The organism is Isoptericola sp. NPDC055881, assembly GCF_053615895.1.
Window position 1 is genome coordinate 25,448 of record NZ_JBSHCR010000034.1, and the last position, 21,722, is coordinate 47,169.

Sequence of the window (21,722 nt, forward strand, 5' to 3'; positions counted from 1 at the left end):
CGAACGCGTGGGGGCTGGCGCACGCCGCGGCCCCGGGCGGTCGTGGGACCGGCCGGGGCCGAGACGTCGGGCGGCCTGCGGTGCTACAGGCCCAGCGCCTGCTGGATCGGCTCGAGCGTGAAGTACACGACGAACATCGCCGCGGCCACCCACATGAGCGGGTGGATCTGGCGCACCTTGCCGAGCGCGAGCTTGATGATCACGAACGCGATGAAGCCGGCGCCGATGCCGTCGGAGATCGAGTAGGTGAACGGCATGAGGACGATCGTGAGGAACGCCGGGATGGCGATCTCCACGTTGCGCCAGGAGATGCCGGCGACCTGCGCCATCATGAGGTAGCCCACGAAGACGAGGGCGGGCGCGGCGGCCTCGTAGGGCACCAGGGCGACCACCGGCGACAGGAAGGTCGCCAGCAGGAACGCCACGCCGGTGACGACCGCCGCGAGCCCGGTGCGCGCGCCGGAGCCCACGCCCGTCGTCGACTCCACGTACGCGGTGTTCGACGACGTGCTGCCGACGCCGCCCAGGACCGCGGCGAGCGAGTCGGCGACGAGGATCGCGCGCGTCCGGGGCGGGTTGCCCTCGTCGTCGAGCAGCTTGCCCTCGGCCCCGACGGCGACCATCGTGCCCATCGTGTCGAAGAAGTCCGCGATGAGCAGCGAGAACACGATGAGGACCACGGACACGGCCGCGATGTTCTGGAACGAGCCCAGCAGGGAGAACTGGCCGATCAGGCCGAGGTCCGGCGTCGTGACGACGCCGCTGAACGTGGGTGCGTTGAGGTTGAAGCCGTGCGGGTTGCCGCCCGCCTTGGTGCCGATGTGCAGCGTGTTCTCCAGCACGACGGCGAGCGCCGTGGCCGTGACGATGGCGACCAGCATGGCGCCGCGCACCTTGCGCACGAACAGCACGATGGTGAGCACGAGACCGACGACGAAGACGAGGATCGGCCAGGTGCCGAGGTCGCCGAGCTCGACGACGGTGCCCTCGCCCGGCACGACGAAGCCGGCGTTCACCAGCCCGACGAGCGCGATGAACATGCCGATGCCGACGCTGATCGCGGTCTTGAGCTCCACGGGGACGGCCTTGAACACCGCCTCCCGGAAGCCGGTGAGCACGAGCACCAGGATGATGATGCCCTCGATCACGACGAGGCCCATGGCGTCGGCCCAGGTGACCTTGTCGATGCTGGCGATCGAGTAGGCGACGACGGCGTTGAGGCCGAGGCCGGCGGCGAGGCCGAGCGGGTAGTTCGCGAACACGCCCATCACGAGCGTCGCGACGCCGGCGACGAGCGCGGTCGCGGCGGCGACCATGCCCAGCGTCTCGGGCGTCGCGTCGGCGCCGCCGCCGAGCACCTGCCCGGTGCCGTCCTGCACCGTGCCGATGATCAGCGGGTTGAGGACGATGATGTAGCTCATCGCGAAGAAGGTCACCAGGCCGCCGCGGATCTCCCCGCCGATGGTGGAGCCTCGCTCAGTGATCTTGAAGAAGCGGTCGATCGCGCTCAGCTCGCCCTGCGGCGGCGCGGTGGTCTGGTTCGCCATGGGCAGAATCGTGCCAGATCCTGTGAAGGCCTCCGGCACGGAAACCGTCTGGTGACACGGATTTCACAGTGCGGGTCGAGCCCTCAGTACGCCCCGCGGCCCGTGACCACGGCCTTCGCCGTGCGGGCCAGGATGAGGAGGTCGCCGAAGACCGTCCAGTTCTCGGCGTAGAAGACGTCGAGCCGCACGCCCTCCTCCCAGGAGAGGTCGGAGCGGCCGCCTACCTGCCACAGGCCCGTGAGTCCCGGCTTGACGCGCAGCCGCCGCCGCACGCGGGCCTCGTACTGCGACACCTCGGCCGGCAGCGGCGGTCGAGGCCCGACGAGCGACATCTGCCCGGCGAGCACGTTGAACAGCTGCGGCAGCTCGTCCAGCGACAGGCGGCGCAGCACGCGTCCGACGGCGGTGACGCGCGGGTCGTCGTGCAGCTTGAACAGGACGCCCGAGCCGTCGCTCGGCCCGGTGAGCACGGTCCGCTCGCGGTCAGCACCCAGGCGCATGCTGCGGAACTTCAGCATCTCGAAGGTGCGGCCGTCGCGACCGACGCGGGCCTGGCGGAACAGCACGGGTCCGCGGCTGGTGGCACGCACGGCGACGGCGACGACCGCCATCACCGGGAGCAGGAGCATCGTGATGAGCGCGGCGCCCGTCCAGTCCACGACGGACTTGAACACGTACCGCGGGCCGGTGAACCGCGGCGCGTCGACGTGCAGCAGCGACACGGACTGCTCGGGCGTGATCGTGATGCGGGGACCCGCGACGTCGGCCAGCTCGGCGGTGAGCATGAGGTCCACGCCCACCGGCTCCAGCTCCCAGCCGAGGCGGCGCACGACGTCGGCGGTGATGGCGTCCGAGCCGCTGACCGCCACGCAGTCCGCGCCGACCTGGGCCGCCATCGTGCCGGCGGTGCGCAGGTCGCCCACCACCGGGACGCCGAGGATCTCCTCACCGGGCCGCAGGTCGTCGGACGTCGGCGTGCACGCGCCCACGACACGGTAGCCGGAGGTGCGGTCGTTGAGCTCGTGCACGAGCCGCTCGACCTGGTCCTTGAGCCCGATGGCGAGGACGAGGGTGACGCACCCGCCCTTCTGCCGCTGCCGGTGCAGCCAGCCGCGGCACAGCCAGCGGCCCGTCAGCAGGGCGATGACGCCGGTCGGCACGGCGACGAGGAGGAACGTGGAGATGCCGGGCCGGGCGACCAGGAGCGCCAGGAGCGCGAGCGGCGCGACGAGACGCCACGACGCGTCGAAGACCCGCTGGTACTCCGCGGGCCCGGACGCGAAGACCCGCACGTCGTAGGCGCGGGCGATCCACAGGCTCGCCAGCCACGCGGTCACGAGGACGACGACCGACAGCACCTGGTCGCCGAGCACCCACGGCGTGATGCTGTCGTGCACGGCGAGGCCTCGCGCGGTGGCGGCGACGGCCGCCGTCGCGACCACCACGACGACGTCGGTCCGGACCAGGCGGCGACGGTAAGAGGCCTGCCAGGACCCGGCGCGGAACGAGTCCCGCACCGCCTTGAGGCTCGCGGCCCGGGCTGCCGCGGCGCGCGACCGGACGGGCTGGCCGGTGTCCGGGACGGTGATCACGGCGGCCTCCTCCCTCCGGGCTGCGCGTCGTGCCCTCGCACGGCGGCGTCACCAAGGTAGGAGCGTCGAGCGGCCCGCGGATCCCTTTTCCGGGCCCTTTCACCCCGCCTTTCACCCGTCGCGTTTTCACCCTCTGACCTGCAGTTTCACCCGCAATTCAGCCGTCGGTCCGCGTCATGGCGAGGGTGCCCCGGGACATCGCCGCCCGGGGCCATAGACTGGGCGGGTGCCCTCGCTCGTCCGCCTGCTGACCCATCCTGAGGAGCGCCGTCCCGGCCCCCCGCCCCTGCGCGTGGACCTGCGGCGCGTGATGCTCGGCGGCATCGGCCTGTGGGCGGTCGCCCTGGTCGCGACGCTCGCGATGTTCATGCTCGACCGCGGCACCGTCGAGGCGGTCGTGACCTGCGTGGCCGGCATCCTCCTCGGCGGCGCCGGCCTGGTCTGGGAGCGCCGGCACCGCGGGGAGTACCGCGGCGAGGGCTGAGCCCGGTCCGGGCCGGCCCTCGGTCCTGGTCAGCCCTCGGTTGGTCAGCCCCAGGCGGTGGTGACCCACAGCTCGGCGGCGCGCTCCGGCGCGGCGAGCACGGTGGCGAGCAGCGCGGCGCGGTCCGGCCGCCCCAGCAGGTCCGCGAGCGCCGCGGCCAGCCCGGCGCGGTCGGTGGCGTGCGCGCGCCCCTCGGCGTCCACCCACCACGGCACCGGGCCGCCGGCGACGGACAGCCGACCGTGCTCGAACCACACGCGCGGCAGCCGGGGGTCCAGCGCGGCGACACGCTCGTCGAGGGCCCGCTCCCGGCCGGGGCCGTCGGGCGCGGGCAGCCCGTCCTCGCCGACGACGGGCAGGTCGAGGAGGTCGGCGACGGCCCCCACCTCGGCCTCGGGCACGGGCAGCACCGCCCCGAGCACGGCCCAGCGCGCGGTGCCGGCCACCTCGATGTCGTCGGCCCGGCGCACGACGACGTCGCTCGCGTCGAGTGCGGGCAGCCGGTCCGGCAGCGGGTCGAGCGCGCTGGCCCGTGCGCCCGGCGCGAGCCGCACCGCCACCCCCGCGAGCCCGCGCCACACGCCCAGCGCGACCGGCAGGGGGACGGAGGTGCCGGCCTCGGGCAGGCGGTCGAGCGTGGCCGGCCAGTCGAGCGGGTCGAGCCGGTCGAGGCCGTCGACCACGCCGAGCGCGCGTCGTGCCTCCGGGTCGAGGGTGGCAACGGCGGGCGGCGTCGGCGGCAGCAGCGGCACGCCGTCGTGCGCGGCGAACGGGGCGCCGAGGCGGTCGCGCAACCACCAGGCCGTGTAGGACGGCGCGCCCGCCACCGGCGTGACGAGGGCGCGGCGCGCGTCGGGGTCCGCGACGAGCGCGGCCAGCACGTCGGCCCAGGGGTCGGGTGCCGCGACGTCGTCCGGGGCACCGTCGGCACCTGCGTCGTCGGCGTCGTCGTCGTCGGCTTCGCCGGGGTCGACGGCGTCGAGGTCGGGCACCGCGTCGACGTCGCCGACGTCCACGCCGGGGCCGACGCGGTCGGCGAGGAAGCGCAGGTAGTCGTCCCAGCCCGAGAGCCACCCGGCGGGGTCGTCCGGTCCGTGCTCCGCCTCCGGGTCCACCGGGTCGGGTGTGAGGACGTCCGCGACGCGGTAGACCCCGACGTCGGCCCGCACGCCCACGGCCGACAGCAACGGTGCGGTGTAGTAGGCCAGCGCAGCGCGCGTCACGGGTGCCAGGCCCGGCATCGCCTCCGCCGCCCACGAACCGGGGAGCACGGCCTCGCGCGCGGGGCGCATGCCGTCCTCGGTGGGCACGGGCAGCTCCCCGAGCCAGAACGGGAACGTGTCGCCACCGGTCGCCAGCGCGAGCCTGGCCAGCGCCAACACGTTCTGGACCACCTCCCCCGGGCTCACGTCCACCGGCCCGACCAGCGTGGGCACGCCGACGGCGCCCGGCGCCTGCGGCACGTCGGCCGCGCCGTCGAGCAGCGCCTCCGACGCCGCCAGCGCCAGGGCGCGCACGCCCGGGTCGTCCAGCAGGTCGCGCGGGCTCGTGGACGTGGCCCCGGCCCGCACCAGCATCGGGTGCGCCGCGTCGGGGTGGACCACCCGGACGCCGAGGGTGCGGGCGACCGCGGCGAGCGCCGGGTCGTCGTCGTCCTCCGGCAGCACGACCGTGCCCCGCACCCCCGAGGCGGTGCGCCCGTCGGCGAGCGGCACCCGTGCTCCCGCGAGGGCTTCGAGCACCCCCGCGTCGCCGGTGTACGGCTCGAGCGCCTCGCACAGCGTGTACCAGCGTGTCGGGGGGAGACCCCCGGGCAGCTCGGCGAGGACGTCCGCGAGGGTGGTCGGCGTCGCGCCGAGGCGGCGGGCCACGCCCTGCTGCGCGGTGGTGAGCGACACGAGGCCGGGCACCACCCCGGCCAGCACCCGGACCAGGCGCGGGTCGTCGCCGGCCGCGCCGACCAGGGCGGTGGCGTCGGCCGGGGCGACCGCGCTCGCGACGCTCCCGTCGACCGTCTCGTCGGTCTCGTCGGTCTCGTCGGTGCCGCGCGGGGCGGGCAGCAGCGGGGCGGACCGCAGCGCCTCCAGGGCCGTGTCGCGGACGACGGCGTCCAGGTCGCCGGCGGGCATGCCGCCCGGCACGAGGTCCAGGACGTCGGCACCGCGCTCGGGCGCGAGCCTTGCGAGCAGGTCGGCGTACGCCCGCCCGGCCTCGGCCGCGAGCCGGTCGGTCAGCGGCCCCGGCAGCACGCGGCGGCGGCCCGGGTCCACGGGGAACGAGGCCACGAGCAGCGCCGGGAACGACAGCGGCACGTCGGTCGGCGTGGGCGCGTGCAGCACGCCCCCCGCCTCGTTGTGGGTACGGAAATGGTCGGAATCGGCGGTGGAATTCTCGCCGTTCTCGTACCCACAACGGTCGGGGCGCGGGACCGCCCAGGCGATCGACCAGCGCGGACGGCGCTGCTCGCGCGGCAGGTCCGCCACGTCGCCGTCGCCGACCGCGCCCGTGCGCCGCAGCACCGCCCACCGCTCTTCCAGGTCGGCGAGGACGCGCGTCCGGTCGTCGCTGCGGACGGTGACCGAGGCGAGCGCCGGCAGGGCGAGCAGCAGGGCGTCGTCGAGCGCGTCGAGCTGCGCACGCACCGACGCGAGCGCGTCCGCGTCCCGCAGCACGAGCTCCACCACGGTGGCGAGCGGTCCGTCGCCCGCGCTGTCGACGGAGCCGACGTCGAGGTCGGCATCGAGGCCCGCGTCGTCCGCCAGGGCCGGCGCCGGAAACGGGAGCCGCAGCAGGGGCAGGTCGTCGCCGCGTCCCGCGACCGCGTCGTGCAGGGGTGTCCCCGGAGGCGCGACGTCGTCCAGCAGGTCGCGCGTCGCGTCGAGCGAGAACCGGACGCCCCCCGTCCGGGACCGCACCGTGATCTCGTCCGCCACCGCGCGCACCGCCGCGAAGCCGACGCCGAAGCGGCCGACCTCCGGGCCCTCGGCCGCCTTCGCCGACGCGCGGAGGGATGCGAGCGAGGCCACGCCCTCGGCGGTCAGCGGGGCGCCGGTGTTCGCGGCGAGGAGCGTCGCCACCCCGCGCGGGTCGTCGTCACCGAGCTCGGTGAGCCGCAGCAGCAGCCGCCCCGACTCGTCCGCGCGGGCCGCGGCGTCCGCGGCGTTCTGCGCGAGCTCCACCACCACACGGTCGCGGTAGTAGCCGCGGGCGTGGTCCTCCTCCGCGTTCGCGTCCTCCCGGAAGCGCGTGCCCGAGCCGAGCCACGCCTCCGTGACCGCGCGCCGCAGGGCGGAGGTCTCGAAGACGTCGCCCGTCACTCGGTGTCGGGACGTCCGGAGGCGGGTTCCGCCTCCGTCGCCTCTGCCGTCGCCTCCGCGGCGTCGGTCGTGCCGTCTCCGGCGGCTGCCCCGTCGGCCCGCGGCGTGCGGCGGGAGACCGCGACGGCCTCCACGCGGAGCTCGTCGATCAGGGGCGCGTCGGCCGGCCAGTCGCTCGGCGGGTGCGGCGCGTCCGTCTCGGAGTGCGCGCCGCAGCCGTGGTCCAGGGACACGACCTTGCCGTCGTCGGGCGACCACGCGTTGGCGCAGACGCCGAAGAGCTGGCCGAGGGGCCCCTGCAGCGGCACGAGGAAGCCGCACGTGGTGCACTCCGCCGGGGACGCGACCGCGCCGGGCGCCGTCGGGCCGCGCGAACCGCGGTACCAGCGCTCCGCGGCCTCGTCCCGGCCCTGCGGCGACAGCACCCGCTCGCGGGCGAGGGCGAGCTCGTCGATCGCGACCGAGTCGAGCTCCTCGTCGCCGGTGGCCTTCCACCCGGGCTCGAGACGCGGGTCGTCGGCCCGGAACGGCAGGGTGTCGCCCGGGCCGATGTCGCCCGGGCGCAGGCGCTCGGACCAGGGCAGCCAGGCCGGCGCGAGCAGGGCGTCGTCCCCGGGCAGCAGCTCGACCTCGCAGACGGTCGCGACCTTCCCGCGGGGCACGCGCGCCAGCGTGACGGTCCAGTGCCAGCCCCGGTAGCCCGGCATCGTGGCGGCGAACCGGTGCGACATGAGGCGCTCGCCCTCGGCGACCGCACCGAGGTGCTCGCCGACGTCGGACGGCGACGACGCGCCCTCCTGCGCGGCCTCGCGGGCCTGGTCGACGGCGCCCAGGAGCACCGCGTCCTTGCGCGCGCGGGAGCTGACCCGCGTCGTGCGGGCAGGGGCGTCAGCGGCGGCGGTCACCATGTCGTGGTCCTCTTCGTGCTCGTCATGTCCTCGTCTCGGGCCCTCGGCCGGGCGGGCGTGCCGGTCAGGAGTCGAGGTCGTCCGCGACGGCGCGCAGCAGCGTCGCGACGCGCTTGCCCGTCGCGGCCTCGGGGTACTTGCCCCGCTTCAGCTGGTCGCCCGTGTGGTCGAGGACCTTGATGAGGTCCTCGACGATGCCGGCCATCTCGGAAGGCGCCTTGCGCCTGGCCTTGGCCACCGACGGTGCGGGGTCGAGCAGCTTCACCGCGAGCGCCGAGGGTCCGCGGCGGCCGTCGGCCACCCCGAACTCGACCCGGGCGCCCGGCTTGACGCCGCTCACGTCCGTCGGCAGCGCGGAGGCGTGCAGGAAGATCTCTCCCCCGTCCTCGCTGGCGATGAAGCCGAACCCGCGCTCCGCGTCGTACCACTTGACCTTGCCGGTGGGCACCTCAACCTCTTCGTGCTCGTCGTCGACTGCGACGCCGCGCCGGTGCGCGGAGCCTGATCCGGCCGGCGCCCGTCCGTGGACGGCGCCGAGCCAGAGGCTCAGGCTACCGGCCGGTGCGACCGACCGCCGCATCGGTCCGGGACCCGCCGCCGGACGCCCGCGCCACGCCGCCGAACAGGTGGTTGTCCACCTTCTCACCGCGCATTCCGTGCTGAACCGCCTGCTCGGCGTCGTGGGGCGGCGCGTAGCATCGATCAGATGGCCACCACGTCGCCCCGGAGCACCGCGGAGGCCGACGTCGCGGACGGCGCCGGCGACCCGGCAGCGCCCCGCACCTTCACCGAGGCGGTCCGCACCCGCGACGACGACGCGCTCCTCGCGCTGCTCCGAGCGCGCCCGGACCTCGCCACGCCGTCGCCGTCCACCCTGCGCTCCCTCGCCGCCCGCGCGTCCAGCCGCACCGCCCTGGAACGGGCGCTCGCGCACGCGGACGCGCAGACGTTGCAGGTGCTCGAGGCGGTCGTGGCCCTCGCCCCCGGCGGTCCGGTGACACCCGGGGACGTGCGGCACGCGGTCGGGGCCGACGACGCCGCGGCGCAGGGATCCGACGACGCCGGGTCCCTGGTCGAGCGCGTCCTCGACGACGCGCTGACCGCCGCGCTCCTGTGGGACGCCGGCGCGCCGGGGCACCCGGACCTGCGCCCCGCCCCCGGGCTGGACGACGTGCTCGGCCCGCACCCCGCCGGCCTCGGCCCGGTCCGGCACGGTGGCGCGTCCCGACCCGACGGGGACGGGACGCCGCTGCCCGACCTGCCGCGGGGCAGCCGCGAGGTGCTCGACGCGCTGGCGTGGGGGCCGCCGATCGGCCTCGTCCCCGCGCCCGGCACGCCGGCCCGGACGGCGGTCGACGCCCTCGTGGACGCACGCCTGCTGCTGCGCACGGACGCCCGGCACGTCGCCCTGCCGCGCGACGTCGGCCTGGCCCTGCGCGACGGCCGCACCCACCGTTCGCCCGAGCTGTCGGCGCCGCGGCCCGACGGGCGCGACGTCCCGCAGGAGGTGGCCGACGCGGAGGCGGCGAGCGCCGCCCTCGACCTCGTCCGCCGCGTCGACCTCCTGGTCGCCGCGTGGGACGACACCGCTCCCGCGGTGCTGCGCAGCGGCGGGCTCGGCGTGCGCGACCTGCGGCGCACCGCCCAGGCGATCGGTGCCGACGAGGGCGACGCGGCGTTCGTCGTCGAGCTGGCTGCCGCCGCCGGCGTGGTGGCCGACGACGGCGACGCCCCGCCGTCGTACCGCCCCACGACCGTCGCCGACATGTGGGAGCCGATGGACGACGCCGAGCGCTGGGCCGTGCTGGCCGCCGCGTGGGCGGGGTCGCGCCGCACGCCGTGGCTGGTCGGGTCGCGCGACGAGAAGGGCACGCTGCGGGCGCCCCTGTCCCCCGACCTGCACCGCGGGTGGGTGCCGCGGCTGCGGCGGCAGGTGCTGGAGGTGCTCGCCGCCCAGCCGGGTACGGCCCTGGACTCCGGGGCGGTGATGGCGGTGCTGCGCTGGCACGCCCCGCGCACGGTGCCGCCCGAGCAGGCGGTGGCCGGGCTGCTCGCGGAGGCGGCGCTGCTCGGCGTGACCGGGGCAGGCGCGCTGTCCGGCCCCGGGGCGGCGCTCCTCGCGCACCCGGACGGCCCTGGCCCTGCCGGGGTGCCGCACCCGCCCGGCGTCCTCGCGGAGGCGATGCGCGGCGCGCTGCCGCCAGAGGTGGACGAGGTGCTCCTGCAGGGCGACCTCACCGGCATCGTGCCGGGCCGTCCGTCGCAGGCGCTGGCGCTGCTGCTGGAGCGGTCCGCGGACGTCGAGTCGCGCGGCGCGGCGACGACGGTGCGCTTCTCGCCGTCGTCCGTGACGCGGGCGCTGGACCACGGCACCACGGCCGACGAGCTGCTGGACGCGCTGGCCCGGCGGTCCCGGGTGCCGGTGCCGCAGCCGCTGGAGTACCTGGTGCGGGACACGGCCCGACGGCACGAGTCGCTGCGCGTCGGCTCGGCCGGGTCGTACGTGCGCGCGGCCGACCCGACGGTGCTCGCTGGCCTCGCGGCGGACCCCCGGCTCGCGCACCTCGGGCTGGTCCGGCTCGCCCCCACGGTGCTCGCCTCGTCCGTGCCCGCCGCCGAGCTGCACGACGCGCTGCGTGCCCGCGGCCTGCTGTCCGCCGTCGAAGGCCCCGACGGCCGTGTGCTCAGCACCCGCCTGCGTCGCCCGCCGCGGCTCGACCGCGGCCCCCGCGACGCGCGCCGCGGGCCGTCGGCCGAGCCGGAGGTGACGACGGACGACGCCCGCGCCCACCTGGTCGCCCGGCTGCGCGCTGCGGACTCGGGCGACGAGACGGCGGTGGACCGCCTCGCCGGGCGCCGGCCCGGACCTGCCCCGGCGGCGGCCGGCCCCCCGGCGCCACGCCCCGACGGCGCAGGACGGCGCCGCACCGTCGAGCCCGGGGACGCGCTCGCCACCCTGCACGACGCCCTGCGCGACGGCCGGCTCGTCTGGATCGAGATGGTCGGCGCGTCGGGCACGCTGGAGCGGCGCGCGCTGCGGCCGCTGCGGCTCGACGGCGGTCGGCTGCGCGCCCTGGACCCGGCACGGGAGGCGGAGCTCACCGTCGCCGTGCACCGCATCGCCGCCGTCGAGCCGGCGGACGGCTGAGCCGGAACAGAAACCGCCGAGCACGGTGTTAGGAACGCCTGGATGCCGGACACCGATCGCGACCCGTGCTCGGCAGTGCCCGGCAGGCTGACGGAAGGAACCGCATGACCGACGGTCCGCTGATCGTGCAGAGCGACAAGTCCATCCTGCTGGAGGTCGACCACCCCCGCGCCGACGACGCGCGCCGCGCCATCGCGCCCTTCGCGGAGCTGGAGCGTGCGCCGGAGCACGTGCACACCTACCGGCTCACGAGCCTGGGGCTGTGGAACGCGCGCGCCGCCGGGCACGACGCGGAGCAGGTCGTGAACACGCTCATCGAGTACTCCCGCTACCCGGTGCCGCACGCCCTGCTCGTCGACGTCGCCGAGACGATGGGCCGCTACGGCCGGCTCACGCTCGCGACCCACCCGACGCACGGGCTCGTGCTGGAGGCCAGCGACCGCGCGGTGCTCGCGGAGGTGCTGAAGTCCAAGCGCACCGCCGGGCTGGTGGGCGAACGGATCGACGAGCAGACCGTCGTCGTGCACCCGTCCGAGCGCGGCCACCTCAAGCAGGTGCTGGTCAAGCTCGGCTGGCCCGCGGAGGACCTCGCCGGGTACGTCGACGGCGAGAAGCACGAGATCGCCCTCGCCTCCCCCACCCACCCCCGGACCCCCACGGAGGAGCCCAAGGAGTGGGAGATGCGCCCGTACCAGGCACAGGCGGTGGACGGCTTCTGGCACGGCGGCTCCGGCGTCGTGGTGCTCCCGTGCGGCGCCGGCAAGACGATCGTCGGCGCGGGCGCGATGGCGAAGAGCGGCACCACCACCCTCATCCTCGTGACCAACACGGTCAGCGCCCGCCAGTGGCGCGACGAGCTGGTGCGACGCACCACCCTCACCGAGGACGAGATCGGCGAGTACTCGGGCTCCCGCAAGGAGATCAAGCCCGTCACGATCGCGACGTACCAGGTGCTCACGACGAAGCGGAAGGGCGTGTACAGCCACCTCGAGCTGCTGGACGCGCGCGACTGGGGCCTCGTCCTCTACGACGAGGTGCACCTGCTCCCCGCGCCCATCTTCCGCATGACGGCGGACCTGCAGGCGCGTCGTCGCCTCGGCCTCACCGCCACCCTGGTGCGGGAGGACGGGCGCGAGGACGAGGTGTTCAGCCTCATCGGGCCGAAGCGGTACGACGCGCCCTGGAAGGACATCGAGGCGCAGGGCTACATCGCGCCGGCCGACTGCGTCGAGGTGCGCCTCACGCTGCCCGAGCACGAGCGGATGCTGTACGCGACAGCGGAGCCCGAGGACAAGTACCGTCTCGCCGCCTGCGCGCCGGGCAAGAACCGTGTCGTCGAGCGGATCGTGGCGCAGCACCCGGACGACCAGGTGCTCGTCATCGGCCAGTACCTCGACCAGCTCGAGGAGCTCAGCGCGCACCTCGACGCCCCGCTCATCACGGGCGCGACGACGGTCCGCGAGCGCCAGCGGCTGTTCGAGGCGTTCCGCTCCGGCGAGATCAGCCGGCTCGTGGTGTCGAAGGTGGCGAACTTCTCCATCGACCTGCCCGAGGCGTCGGTCGCGATCCAGGTCTCCGGCTCGTTCGGGTCCCGCCAGGAGGAGGCGCAGCGGCTGGGCCGCGTCATGCGCCCCAAGGCCGACGGGCGGACGGCGCACTTCTACGCCGTGGTCGCCCGGGACACCGTGGACCAGGACTTCGCCGCCCACCGGCAGCGGTTCCTCGCCGAGCAGGGGTACGCGTACCGCATCCTCGACGCGGAGGACCTGGACACCGTGGCCTGACCTCGGTGCTGGTGGCCGGTCCGGTCTCGCGGATCGACGGTCCTCGTCGCTCGTCGCCGTCGATCGTCCGTCGCACCCGGACCGCGATTGCGTCGCCCGGGTCGGCGCGACACGATCGGGTCGTGCATCCCCCTGTTCCCGCCGGTCGACGCCGCGGCGTCGCGGCCGTCGGCGCGTGCGCGGCCGCCGTCCTGCTGGCTTTCGCCGGCGCGACGCTGCCCGCCACGAGCGCCTCCGCCGTCCCTCCCCTGACCCAGCTCGACGACGAGATCACCGACGCCGCGGGCGTGCTCGACGCCGGTGACGAGGCCGAGGTGCAGTCCGCGCTCGACAGCCTCGCGGACGAGACCCCCTACCAGCTGTTCGTGGTGTACGTGGACTCGTTCGACGGCGCCGACGGACCCAGCTGGGCCAACGCCACCGCGAACCACGCGGCGCTGGGCGCGGACGACCTCCTGCTCGCCGTCGCGACCGAGGACGAGGTCTACGGCCTGTCGGTGGACAACAACGCCGGTGTCACGGACGCCCAGCTCGACGCCGTCGAGGAGACGGTCGAGGACCACCTGCGCGACGGCGACTGGGCGGGCGCGGCGGTCGCGGCGGCCGACACCGTGCGCACCGGGGCGACCTCGGGGTCCGGCGGGGGCGTGCCCTGGGGCACCGTCCTCGGCCTCGGGGTGCTCGCCCTGGTCCTCGTGGGCGGCTGGCTCTGGTTCCGCTCGCGCCGCGCCGCAGGGGCCCGGACCGGCCCGGCCGCCCCGGCGGACGAGACCGCCGCCCTGCCGACCGACGAGCTCGAGCGTCGCGTCGGCGCCGCCCTCGTCGGCATCGACGACGCCGTGCGCACCTCGGAGCAGGAGCTCGGTTTCGCGCAGGCGGAGTTCGGGCTGGAGGCCACCACCGAGTTCGCCTCCGCGCTCGAGGCCGCCAAGGGCGACGTCGCACAGGCGTTCCGGCTGCGCCAGGAGCTGGACGACGACCAGCCCGAGGACGAGCCCCGCCGGCGCGAGCTGCTCACCGGCATCCTGCGGCTGTGCGAGCGCGCCGGCACGTCGCTGGACGCGCAGACCGACGCGTTCGACGAGCTACGAGCCCTCCAGCAGCGCGCGCCCGAGCTGCTCGACGGGACCGAGCAGCGCTCCGGCGAGATCGAGGCCCGCGTCCCCCTCGCGCGCGAGACCCTCGCCGGGCTCGCGGCGACCTACCCGACGTCGGCGCTGGCGTCGGTCCGGGCCAACCCCGACCAGGCGACGGCCCTGGTGGCGCACGCGCGGGAGGCGCTGGCCACCGGGCGCGCCGCGCTCACCGGCCGCACCCGGGCGACGGCGGTCGCGCACCTCCGGGCGGCGCAGAACGCCCTCGGCCAGGCCGCCACCCTGCTCGACGCCGTCGACCGCGCCGGCGCGGAGCTCGCGTCGGCGGGAGCAGACCTCGACAAGGGGCTGGCCTCGATCGGTCAGGACGTGGCCGACGCGGCCCGGCTCGCCCCCGCCGGCAGCGGGCCGGACGGCGGGGCGGACGGCGGCGCCCTCGCCGCCGCGCTGACGGAGGCGCAGGCGGCGATGGCGCAGGCACGCGACGCCCGCACCGGCGGCGACCCGCTCGCTGCGCTGCACCGCCTCACCGCGGCGGAGGCGGCGCTCGACGCCGCGCTCGCGCCCGCCCGGGAGAAGGCGGAGTCCGACGCCCGCGCCCGTGCGCTCCTGCGCGACACGCTGGGTCGCGCGGAGTCGCAGGTCCGTGCGACGCAGGACTACGTCGACACCCGTCGCGGCGCCGTCGGGCCCGAGGCACGGACCCGGCTCGCCGAGGCCGCACGGCTCGTCGCCGAGGCGCGGTCGCTCCAGGCGCAGGACCCGGCGGCGGCCCTGGAGCGCGCGCAGCAGGCCGAGCGGTACGCGGCGCAGGCAGCACGTGCCGCGGAGCAGGACACCGCGTCGTGGGACATGGGCCAGGGCGGCCGCCCGGGCGGGTCCAACGTGGGCGGGATGGTGCTGGGCGGCATCCTGCTCGACTCCGTCCTGCGCGGCTCCGGGGGTGGCATCGGCGGCGGGCTCGGTGGCGGGCTCGGTGGCGGGCGTCGCCGCGGCGGCTACGGCGGCGGGTTCGGCGGAGGCTTCGGCGGCGGCGGCTTCGGCGGCGGCGGGGCGGGTCGTGGGGCAGGCGGCCGCGGCGGGCGCTCGCGGGGCGGCAGGTTCTGACGGAGGCTGGCGCCGGGGAGGCTTCTGCCCCGACGGAACTCGGCCAGGGCGGCAGGCGTTCTGGCAGGCACGTGACCTCGAACACCACCTCAGCAGGGCGACGGAAGGAAGCACGACCATGACGCAGAAGCAGAGCATCCTCGGGCGCATCAGCCAGCTCGCGAAGGCGAACATCAACGCACTGCTGGACCGCGCCGAGGATCCGCAGAAGATGCTCGACCAGCTGGTGCGCGACTACACGAGCAACATCGCCGAGGCCGAGCAGGCCATCGCCCAGACGATCGGCAACCTGCGCCTGGCCGAGCAGGACTACAACGAGGACGTCGCCGCCGCGAGCGAGTGGGGCACGAAGGCGCTCGCCGCGTCGCGCAAGGCCGACGAGTACCGCGCCGCCGGAAACCCGGTCGACGCCGACAAGTTCGACAACCTCGCCAAGGTGGCGCTGCGCAAGCAGCTCGACGCCGAGACGGAGGTGCGCACCGCCCAGCCGATGATCGAGCAGCAGCGCGTCACCGTGGAGAAGCTCAAGGCCGGCCTCGCCGCCATGAAGGACAAGCTGGGCCAGCTGAAGTCCAAGCGCGACCAGCTCGTGGCCCGCCAGAAGGCGGCCCAGGCGCAGCAGACCGTGCAGGGCGCGATCAGCTCGATCAACGTCCTCGACCCGACGAGCGAGATCTCCCGCTTCGAGGAGACCGTCCGCCGCGAAGAGGCGATGGCGATGGGCCAGGCGGAGGTCGCCGCGTCGTCCCTGGACGCCCAGTTCGCCGAGCTGGAGGCGTCGGACGCCGACATCGAGCTCGAGGCCCGCCTCGCCGCGCTCAAGGCCGGCAGCGCCCCGGCACCGCAGATCAACCCCTCGACCGGCCAGGCCTGACCCCTGCCGAGGTAGTTCCAGCCTTGCCGAGGTAGTCCCACCCTTGCCGAGGTAGTTCGAACCTCGCCGAGGTAGTCCCACCCTTGCCGAGGTAGTTCGAACCTCGCCGAGGTAGTTCAACCCCAGCCGAGGTAGTTCTGCGGGCCGGAACTACCTCGGCACTTCCGGAACTACCTCGGCGGGGCGGGTGGTGCCGATACGCTGAGGAGCATGTCCCCCGCCTTCACCGCCCCGGGCCCGGCGAGCGTGCCCTCCCCCGTCGAGCCCGCTGCGCGCCGCACCTACCTCCTGGTCGACGGCGAGAACATCGACGCCACTCTCGGCATGAACGTGCTGGGCCGGCGACCGAACCCGGAGGAGCGCCCGCGCTGGGACCGCATCTCGACGTTCGCTCAGAAGCTGTGGGAGCAGGACGTCGTCCCGCTGTTCTTCCTCAACGCGAGCAGCGGGCAGATGCCGATGGCGTTCGTGCAGGCGCTGCTGGCCATGGGCTACAAGCCCATCCCGCTGGCGTCGTCGGGCACGGAGAAGGTGGTCGACGTCGGCATCCAGCGCACGCTGGAGGCGCTGGCGGACCGCGACGGCGACGTGCTCCTCGCGAGCCACGACGGCGACTTCCTGCCGCAGATCGAGGCGCTGCTCGGCGACGAGCGCCGCGTCGGTCTGCTGGCCTTCCGCGAGTTCGTGAACGGGCAGTTCACGCAGCTCACGGAGCGCGGGCTGGAGATGTTCGACCTCGAGGGCGACGCCGACGCCTTCACCACGTCGCTCCCGCGCGTCCGGATCATCCCGCTCGACGAGTTCGACCCGCTGCGCTACCTCTGACGGCAGGTCACCCGGCCAGCAGCTCCCGGTACAGCGGGGTCACGTACCCCGGCCGGAAGCTGCTGCCGCCGAGGGCTGCGCGCAGACGCGCGCCCTTGGCGGCGACGGCAGCCTCGCCGTCGGCCCCGACGTCCTCGAGCAGACGCCACACGACGTCGCCGTCGGGCCGCACGGCCCAGGCCCCGACGACCCGGCCCTGCCACCACACGGTGGCGCCCGCGTTGCCGGCACTGTCGAAGAGCCGCGGCCGGTGCGGGCCGAGGTACCAGTCCCGGGCCGTCCAGCCCATCGTGGTCGGGTCGAGCGTGGGCAGCAGCGCGGCGTGCCCGGCCACGACGTCGTCCAGCGCCGGGTCGAGGTCCGCGTCCAGGTCGGTCGACCGCAGCATCACGCCGTCGGCGACGACGGCGTCCGCCCCGGGGGCGCCGACCTCCACCTGCACCTCGCGCACGTCGAGCGCGCCGACGGCGCGACGCGCCTGCCCCAGGTTCCAGCCGGTCCACCACCGCAGGTCGGCCACGGTGGCGGGTCCGAACGCCTCCAGCCACGCCCGCGCGAGCTGCACGCGCGCGGCGTCCTCGTCCAGCACGGGGACACCGTCCGGGAACCAGTCGCTCATCGGCGACCACACGTGCCGAGGCGACGTCCAGGCGCCGCGCGGCTCCCCGCGCACGACGGTGCCCTCGGCCGACAGCACCGACAGCAGCTGCGAGGTCATGGTGCGGCGCACGTCCCACGACTTGTCCGTGGTGGGCAGGAACGCGGTGCGCAGCAGCGGCGCCGCCCGGGAGAGCTGGGCACCGTCGAGCGGCCCCTGAGCGAGGGCGGCGTGCACCTGCGCCTCTGCCGCCGCGAGCAGCCCCACCGGGTCGTCGACGTCCGGGTCGGTGGGCAGCGTCGCGAGCTCCTTGAGCAGCCGCGTCCGCAGCCTCCGCGCCACGGCGGCGGCCGCCGCGGCGTGGACCACCGGCACGACGTCCCGGGGCACGACGAACATCGTGCGGCGCATGCCGAGCACCTTGACCAGGCTGCGCCGCACGAACAGCGCCTCCCGGACGTCGTCGAGCCCCAGCCCCGGCACCCTGGCCAGCACGGCGAGGTGGACGCTGGGCGCCTCGGTCGCGTGCAGCGCGACCAGGCGGCGCGTCACGTCCTCCGGCGTCCGCGCCGCTCCCGGCCCGTCTCCCCCGAGCGCGAGCTGCCGCACCACCAGGCGCCGCCGCCGCTGCTCTCCCGTGATCCGCACCCTCCCATCGTCGGGTGCGCCACCCACACGACGGCCCGCGCGAAGGACGCGATGCCCGTCCGAGCCCGTCCGAGCCCGTCCGAGGCCGTTCCCAGGCAACGCTCAGACCTCGGTCGCACACTGACATCATGAGCGCACCCGAGGCACGCCTCGTCGTCGTGGACGACGAGCCCAACATCCGTGAGCTGCTGTCCACCTCCCTGCGGTTCGCAGGGTTCGAGGTGCACGCCGCAGGCGACGGCAACGGGGCGCTGCAGCTCGTCCGTGACGTCGAGCCCGACCTGGTCGTGCTCGACGTGATGCTGCCCGACATGGACGGCTTCACCGTGACCCGCCGTATGCGCTCCACGGGCCGGCACACCCCCGTGCTGTTCCTCACCGCCCGCGACGACACGCAGGACAAGGTGCAGGGGCTCACCGTGGGCGGCGACGACTACGTGACCAAGCCGTTCAGCCTGGAGGAGGTCGTGGCCCGCATCCGCGCGGTGCTGCGCCGCACCCACGCGGGCGAGCCCGAGGACGACGCGGTCCTGCGCGTGGGCGACCTCGAGCTCGACGAGGACTCGCACGAGGTGCGTCGTGCCGGCCTCGAGGTGGAGCTCTCCCCCACCGAGTTCAAGCTCCTGCGGTATCTCATGCTCAACGCGGGCCGGGTGCTGTCCAAGGCGCAGATCCTCGACCACGTGTGGCAGTACGACTGGGGCGGCGACGCCAACATCGTCGAGTCCTACATCTCCTACCTGCGCCGCAAGATCGACAACCTCACCGTCGCAGGGCCCGACGGCGGCGACGTCACGCTGCCCCCGCTCATCCACACGAAGCGCGGCGTCGGCTACCTGCTCCGGGCGCCGCAGGCGCGATGACGTCGCCCGCGCCCGGCGCCCCGAGGGCGACGACGGCCCAGACTCCCGCCGTCGCGACCGGTCCGGCCGGTACGACGGCGGACGGCCGGGCGCTGCCCGCGGACCCCCGCACGGCCGCGTCTCCGGCGGACCACGGACCGGGTCCCGCCCGGCGGTCGCGCTGGACGTGGGTCGAGCGGCTGCCGCTGCGCACCCGGCTCGTGGCGATCACCGTCCTCGTGCTGGCGGCGGGCCTGATGCTGGCCGCCGTCCTGACGCGGAACCTGGTCTCCGGCTACCTGATCCAGCAGACCAACGACCAGCTGCGCCAGTCGGCGAAGAGCGTCGCCAGCCTCGCGGTGAACCAGCCGTCCGACGTCGAGCCGCGGCTGCCCACCGAGTACTACGTCGCCATCCACGACGCCGACGGGAAGCTCGACACGCGTGTCGACGGCAACCCGTACGCCTGGGAGCACAACCTCGACCGCTACGGCTCGCCCGACCTGCCCGTGGAGGACCTGAACGAGGTCGCCGCCCGCAAGGCGGTCCCGTTCACGGTCGGTTCCTCGGGCGGGACGGACCCGGCGCAGTGGCAGGCGGTCGGCTTCGTGAGCCCGTCCACGCAGCAGTCGGTGTACGTCGCGCTGCCCCTGGCGGGTGTGCAGCAGACCGTCTCGTACCTCACGCGCTCCCTGATGTTCTCGGCGCTCGGCATCGTCCTGCTCGGCGGCGCCATCTCGTTCGTCCTCGTGCACCGTTCGTTGCGGCCGCTGCGGGAGATCGAGACGACGGCGGCGGAGATCGCCGCGGGCGACCTGTCGCAGCGCGTGCCCGAGCGCCCGACGTCGACGGAGGTCGGCTCGCTGTCCGCGTCGCTGAACACGATGCTGGCGCAGATCGAGCGGGCGTTCTCCGCCCAGGAGGAGTCGGAGCGCCGCATGCGCCGCTTCGTCTCCGACGCGAGCCACGAGCTGCGCACGCCGCTGGCCACGGTCAAGGGCTACGGAGAGCTCTACCGCCTGGGCGCCCTGGACACGCCCGCGAAGGTCGACGACACCATGGACCGCATCGAGGACTCGGCGCGGCGCATGAGCACGCTCGTCAACGACCTCCTCGTCCTGGCCCGCCTCGACGAGGGCCGACCGATGCGCAGCGAGCCTGTGCACCTGGTCACGATGGCCCGCGACGCCGCCCAGGACCTGCATGCCCTGGACCCGACGCGTGCGGTCACCGTGACGGGCCTGGCGCCCGGCGCCGCCCCGCCGTCGGACCTGGTCGTCACTGGCGACGCCGACCGCCTGCGCCAGGTGCTCACCAATCTCGTGGGGAACGTGGCACGACACACACCGGCAGGCTCCCCCGCCGAGCTGGCCGTCGGCCGCGCACCCGACGGCTCCGCCGTCCTGGAGGTGCGCGACCACGGCGCCGGCATCACGCCCGAGCAGGCCAGCCGGGTGTTCGAGCGGTTCTACCGGGCCGACTCGTCGCGCAACCGCGAGTCCGGCGGGTCCGGTCTGGGGATGGCGATCGTCGCGGCGATCGTCGGCGCGCACCACGGGCACGTGTCCGTGCAGGAGACCCCGGGCGGCGGCATGACGGTGCGAGTTCTGCTCCCGCCGGCGGGCGGCTACGATGGCGCGTCGTCCTCGTCCGCCTGACCGGCGCGAACGGGCCGCGTGCGATGTCGGCGCGCAGTCGTAGTCTGGCGGAGGACGACAGTCCGAGTCCGGCGACCGAAGGTCTGATTGCGATGGGCGTCATGAGCGCCGACGCGCCCCAGTGGTTCCTCTCCGCGTTCGTCCGCACCTGTCACGGTGCGGGTGCCACGGCCGACGAGGCGGCGATCCGTTCCGTCGGGGAGGACCTCCTCGACCGGTGGTCCGGTACCGACCGGCACTTCCACAACCTGCGGCACCTGGCCGACGTCCTGCACCGCGTGGACGAGCTGTCCCAGGAGACGCACGAGCCCGACCTGGTCCGGCTGGCGGCCTGGTACCACGGCGCCGTCTTCGACGCGACGCGCAAGGTCGCGCAGGCGACCCAGGGCGGCGAGCAGACCACGGTGAGCGCGAACCTCGCGCGAACCCAGCTGTCCGAGCTGGGCCTGCCGGCCGCGGCCGTGGAGCGCACCGCGCGTCTCGTCGACTCGATCGACCGGCACAAGCCGCTGCCCGACGACGTCGACTCGGCCGTGCTGAACGACGCCGACCTGGCGATGCTGGCGGCCGAGCCGCAGCGCTACAAGGAGTACATGGCCAACGTCCGGGCAGAGTACTCGCACATCCCGCTCCCGGACTACCTCGACGCCCGCATCCGCGTGCTGCAGAAGCTGCTGCAGCGGCAGTCCCTCTACCGCAGCCCGATGGGGGCGGCGTGGGAGGAGTCCGCGCGGCAGAACCTCGACGGCGAGCTGCACCGGCTCCTCAAGGAGCGGCGCCGGCTGCCCGAGCAGGCGGAGTCGTCCGCCTCCTGACGCACCCTCGTCCACAGCCTGTGGACGGCGCGTCCGGCCGCCCTTCCGCGCTCCGTAGCGTCGTCCCCGGCATCCCCGGACGGGGTACGGCGACGAAGGAGGACACGTGCGGTACGAGGTCGACAGCGAGCGGGTCGCGCAGGCGGGCGCGGCGGTGAACGGGTCCGTGACGGCGATCCGTTCCGAGGTCGGAGCGATGATGCGGCACCTGCAAGACCTGCAGGCGAGCTGGCACGGTGGCGCCGCGACGCAGTTCGCGGGCGTGATGGGTCAATGGCAGGCCACCCAGACCCAGGTCGAGGCGGCGCTCGACGCAGTGACGGCAGCACTGTCGTCGGCGTCGCGCACCTACGCCGACGCCGAGGCCCAGGCCACGCGGCTCTTCGCCACCCGCTGACCTCTAGCCCTGGCGACGACGACGGCGGGCCGGCCACCCAACCGGGGGTGGCCGCGCCCCGAGAGGGTGTGCCCCGGGGGGCCC

The 21,722-nt window shown here is 75.2% G+C and carries 16 protein-coding genes; 10 read left to right on the forward strand and 6 right to left on the reverse strand.

Annotated features, from left to right (window positions below; all coding sequences use genetic code 11):
- Positions 1-83: 83 nt before the first annotated feature.
- Positions 84-1,547, reverse strand: a complete 1,464-nt coding sequence (locus ACWGKI_RS12005) for an NCS2 family permease (protein ID WP_452187211.1) — start codon at positions 1,545-1,547, stop codon at positions 84-86.
- An 83-nt stretch (positions 1,548-1,630) separates the two neighbouring features.
- Positions 1,631-3,139, reverse strand: coding sequence for a sugar transferase (locus ACWGKI_RS12010; protein ID WP_452187213.1), 1,509 nt, complete (start codon positions 3,137-3,139; stop codon positions 1,631-1,633).
- 226 nt (positions 3,140-3,365) lie between these two features.
- Between ACWGKI_RS12010 and ACWGKI_RS12015 the strand changes: the two genes are divergently transcribed.
- Complete coding sequence (locus tag ACWGKI_RS12015) at positions 3,366-3,623, forward strand: DUF2530 domain-containing protein (protein ID WP_380243975.1); 258 nt, start codon at positions 3,366-3,368, stop codon at positions 3,621-3,623.
- 44 nt (positions 3,624-3,667) lie between these two features.
- Here the strand turns inward: ACWGKI_RS12015 and ACWGKI_RS12020 are convergent, their stop codons facing one another.
- The 3 genes from ACWGKI_RS12020 to ACWGKI_RS12030 form a co-directional block, all read right to left on the reverse strand.
- Positions 3,668-6,940, reverse strand: a complete 3,273-nt coding sequence (locus tag ACWGKI_RS12020; protein WP_452187214.1) for a sacsin N-terminal ATP-binding-like domain-containing protein — start codon at positions 6,938-6,940, stop codon at positions 3,668-3,670.
- On the reverse strand, positions 6,937-7,848 hold the full coding sequence (locus ACWGKI_RS12025) for a DUF3027 domain-containing protein (protein WP_452187216.1): 912 nt from the start codon (positions 7,846-7,848) through the stop codon (positions 6,937-6,939). The genes ACWGKI_RS12020 and ACWGKI_RS12025 overlap by 4 nt, the downstream gene beginning before the upstream one ends.
- A gap of 64 nt (positions 7,849-7,912) precedes the next feature.
- Entirely contained in the window at positions 7,913-8,296 is a 384-nt protein-coding gene (locus ACWGKI_RS12030) for a cold-shock protein (RefSeq protein ID WP_380243972.1), read from the reverse strand.
- Positions 8,297-8,554: 258 nt separating this feature from the next.
- On the opposite strand from ACWGKI_RS12030, the gene ACWGKI_RS12035 reads away from it, so the two are divergent.
- The 5 genes from ACWGKI_RS12035 to ACWGKI_RS12055 all read left to right on the forward strand — a co-directional run bounded on the left by ACWGKI_RS12035 (position 8,555) and on the right by ACWGKI_RS12055 (position 16,680).
- The gene (locus ACWGKI_RS12035) at positions 8,555-10,996 is read left to right on the forward strand and encodes a helicase-associated domain-containing protein (protein WP_452187218.1); all 2,442 of its coding nucleotides are present in this window, start codon (positions 8,555-8,557) and stop codon (positions 10,994-10,996) included.
- A gap of 104 nt (positions 10,997-11,100) precedes the next feature.
- Entirely contained in the window at positions 11,101-12,780 is a 1,680-nt protein-coding gene (locus ACWGKI_RS12040; protein WP_452187220.1) for a DNA repair helicase XPB, read from the forward strand.
- 122 nt (positions 12,781-12,902) lie between these two features.
- Positions 12,903-14,981: a TPM domain-containing protein gene (locus ACWGKI_RS12045; RefSeq protein ID WP_452187222.1), complete on the forward strand. Its 2,079-nt coding sequence runs from the start codon at positions 12,903-12,905 to the stop codon at positions 14,979-14,981.
- A 118-nt stretch (positions 14,982-15,099) separates the two neighbouring features.
- Positions 15,100-15,855, forward strand: a complete 756-nt coding sequence (locus ACWGKI_RS12050) for a PspA/IM30 family protein (protein ID WP_380243968.1) — start codon at positions 15,100-15,102, stop codon at positions 15,853-15,855.
- Between the two features lie 210 nt (positions 15,856-16,065).
- Positions 16,066-16,680, forward strand: coding sequence for an NYN domain-containing protein (locus tag ACWGKI_RS12055; protein ID WP_380243967.1), 615 nt, complete (start codon positions 16,066-16,068; stop codon positions 16,678-16,680).
- A gap of 7 nt (positions 16,681-16,687) precedes the next feature.
- Here ACWGKI_RS12055 and ACWGKI_RS12060 read toward each other — a convergent pair whose 3' ends face one another.
- Complete coding sequence (locus ACWGKI_RS12060) at positions 16,688-17,926, reverse strand: winged helix DNA-binding domain-containing protein (protein WP_452187224.1); 1,239 nt, start codon at positions 17,924-17,926, stop codon at positions 16,688-16,690.
- A gap of 128 nt (positions 17,927-18,054) precedes the next feature.
- Here ACWGKI_RS12060 and ACWGKI_RS12065 point away from each other — a divergent pair, with 128 nt between their 5' ends.
- The 4 genes from ACWGKI_RS12065 (at position 18,055) to ACWGKI_RS12080 (ending at position 21,638) form a co-directional block, all read left to right on the forward strand.
- On the forward strand, positions 18,055-18,789 hold the full coding sequence (locus tag ACWGKI_RS12065) for a response regulator transcription factor (RefSeq protein WP_380245415.1): 735 nt from the start codon (positions 18,055-18,057) through the stop codon (positions 18,787-18,789).
- Complete coding sequence (locus ACWGKI_RS12070) at positions 18,786-20,426, forward strand: sensor histidine kinase (protein ID WP_452187227.1); 1,641 nt, start codon at positions 18,786-18,788, stop codon at positions 20,424-20,426. Before ACWGKI_RS12065 ends, ACWGKI_RS12070 begins: the two co-directional genes overlap by 4 nt.
- Positions 20,427-20,527: 101 nt before the next feature.
- Positions 20,528-21,241, forward strand: coding sequence for an HD domain-containing protein (locus tag ACWGKI_RS12075; RefSeq protein ID WP_452187229.1), 714 nt, complete (start codon positions 20,528-20,530; stop codon positions 21,239-21,241).
- A gap of 106 nt (positions 21,242-21,347) precedes the next feature.
- Positions 21,348-21,638, forward strand: a complete 291-nt coding sequence (locus tag ACWGKI_RS12080; RefSeq protein ID WP_380245418.1) for a WXG100 family type VII secretion target — start codon at positions 21,348-21,350, stop codon at positions 21,636-21,638.
- Positions 21,639-21,722 lie beyond the last annotated feature (84 nt).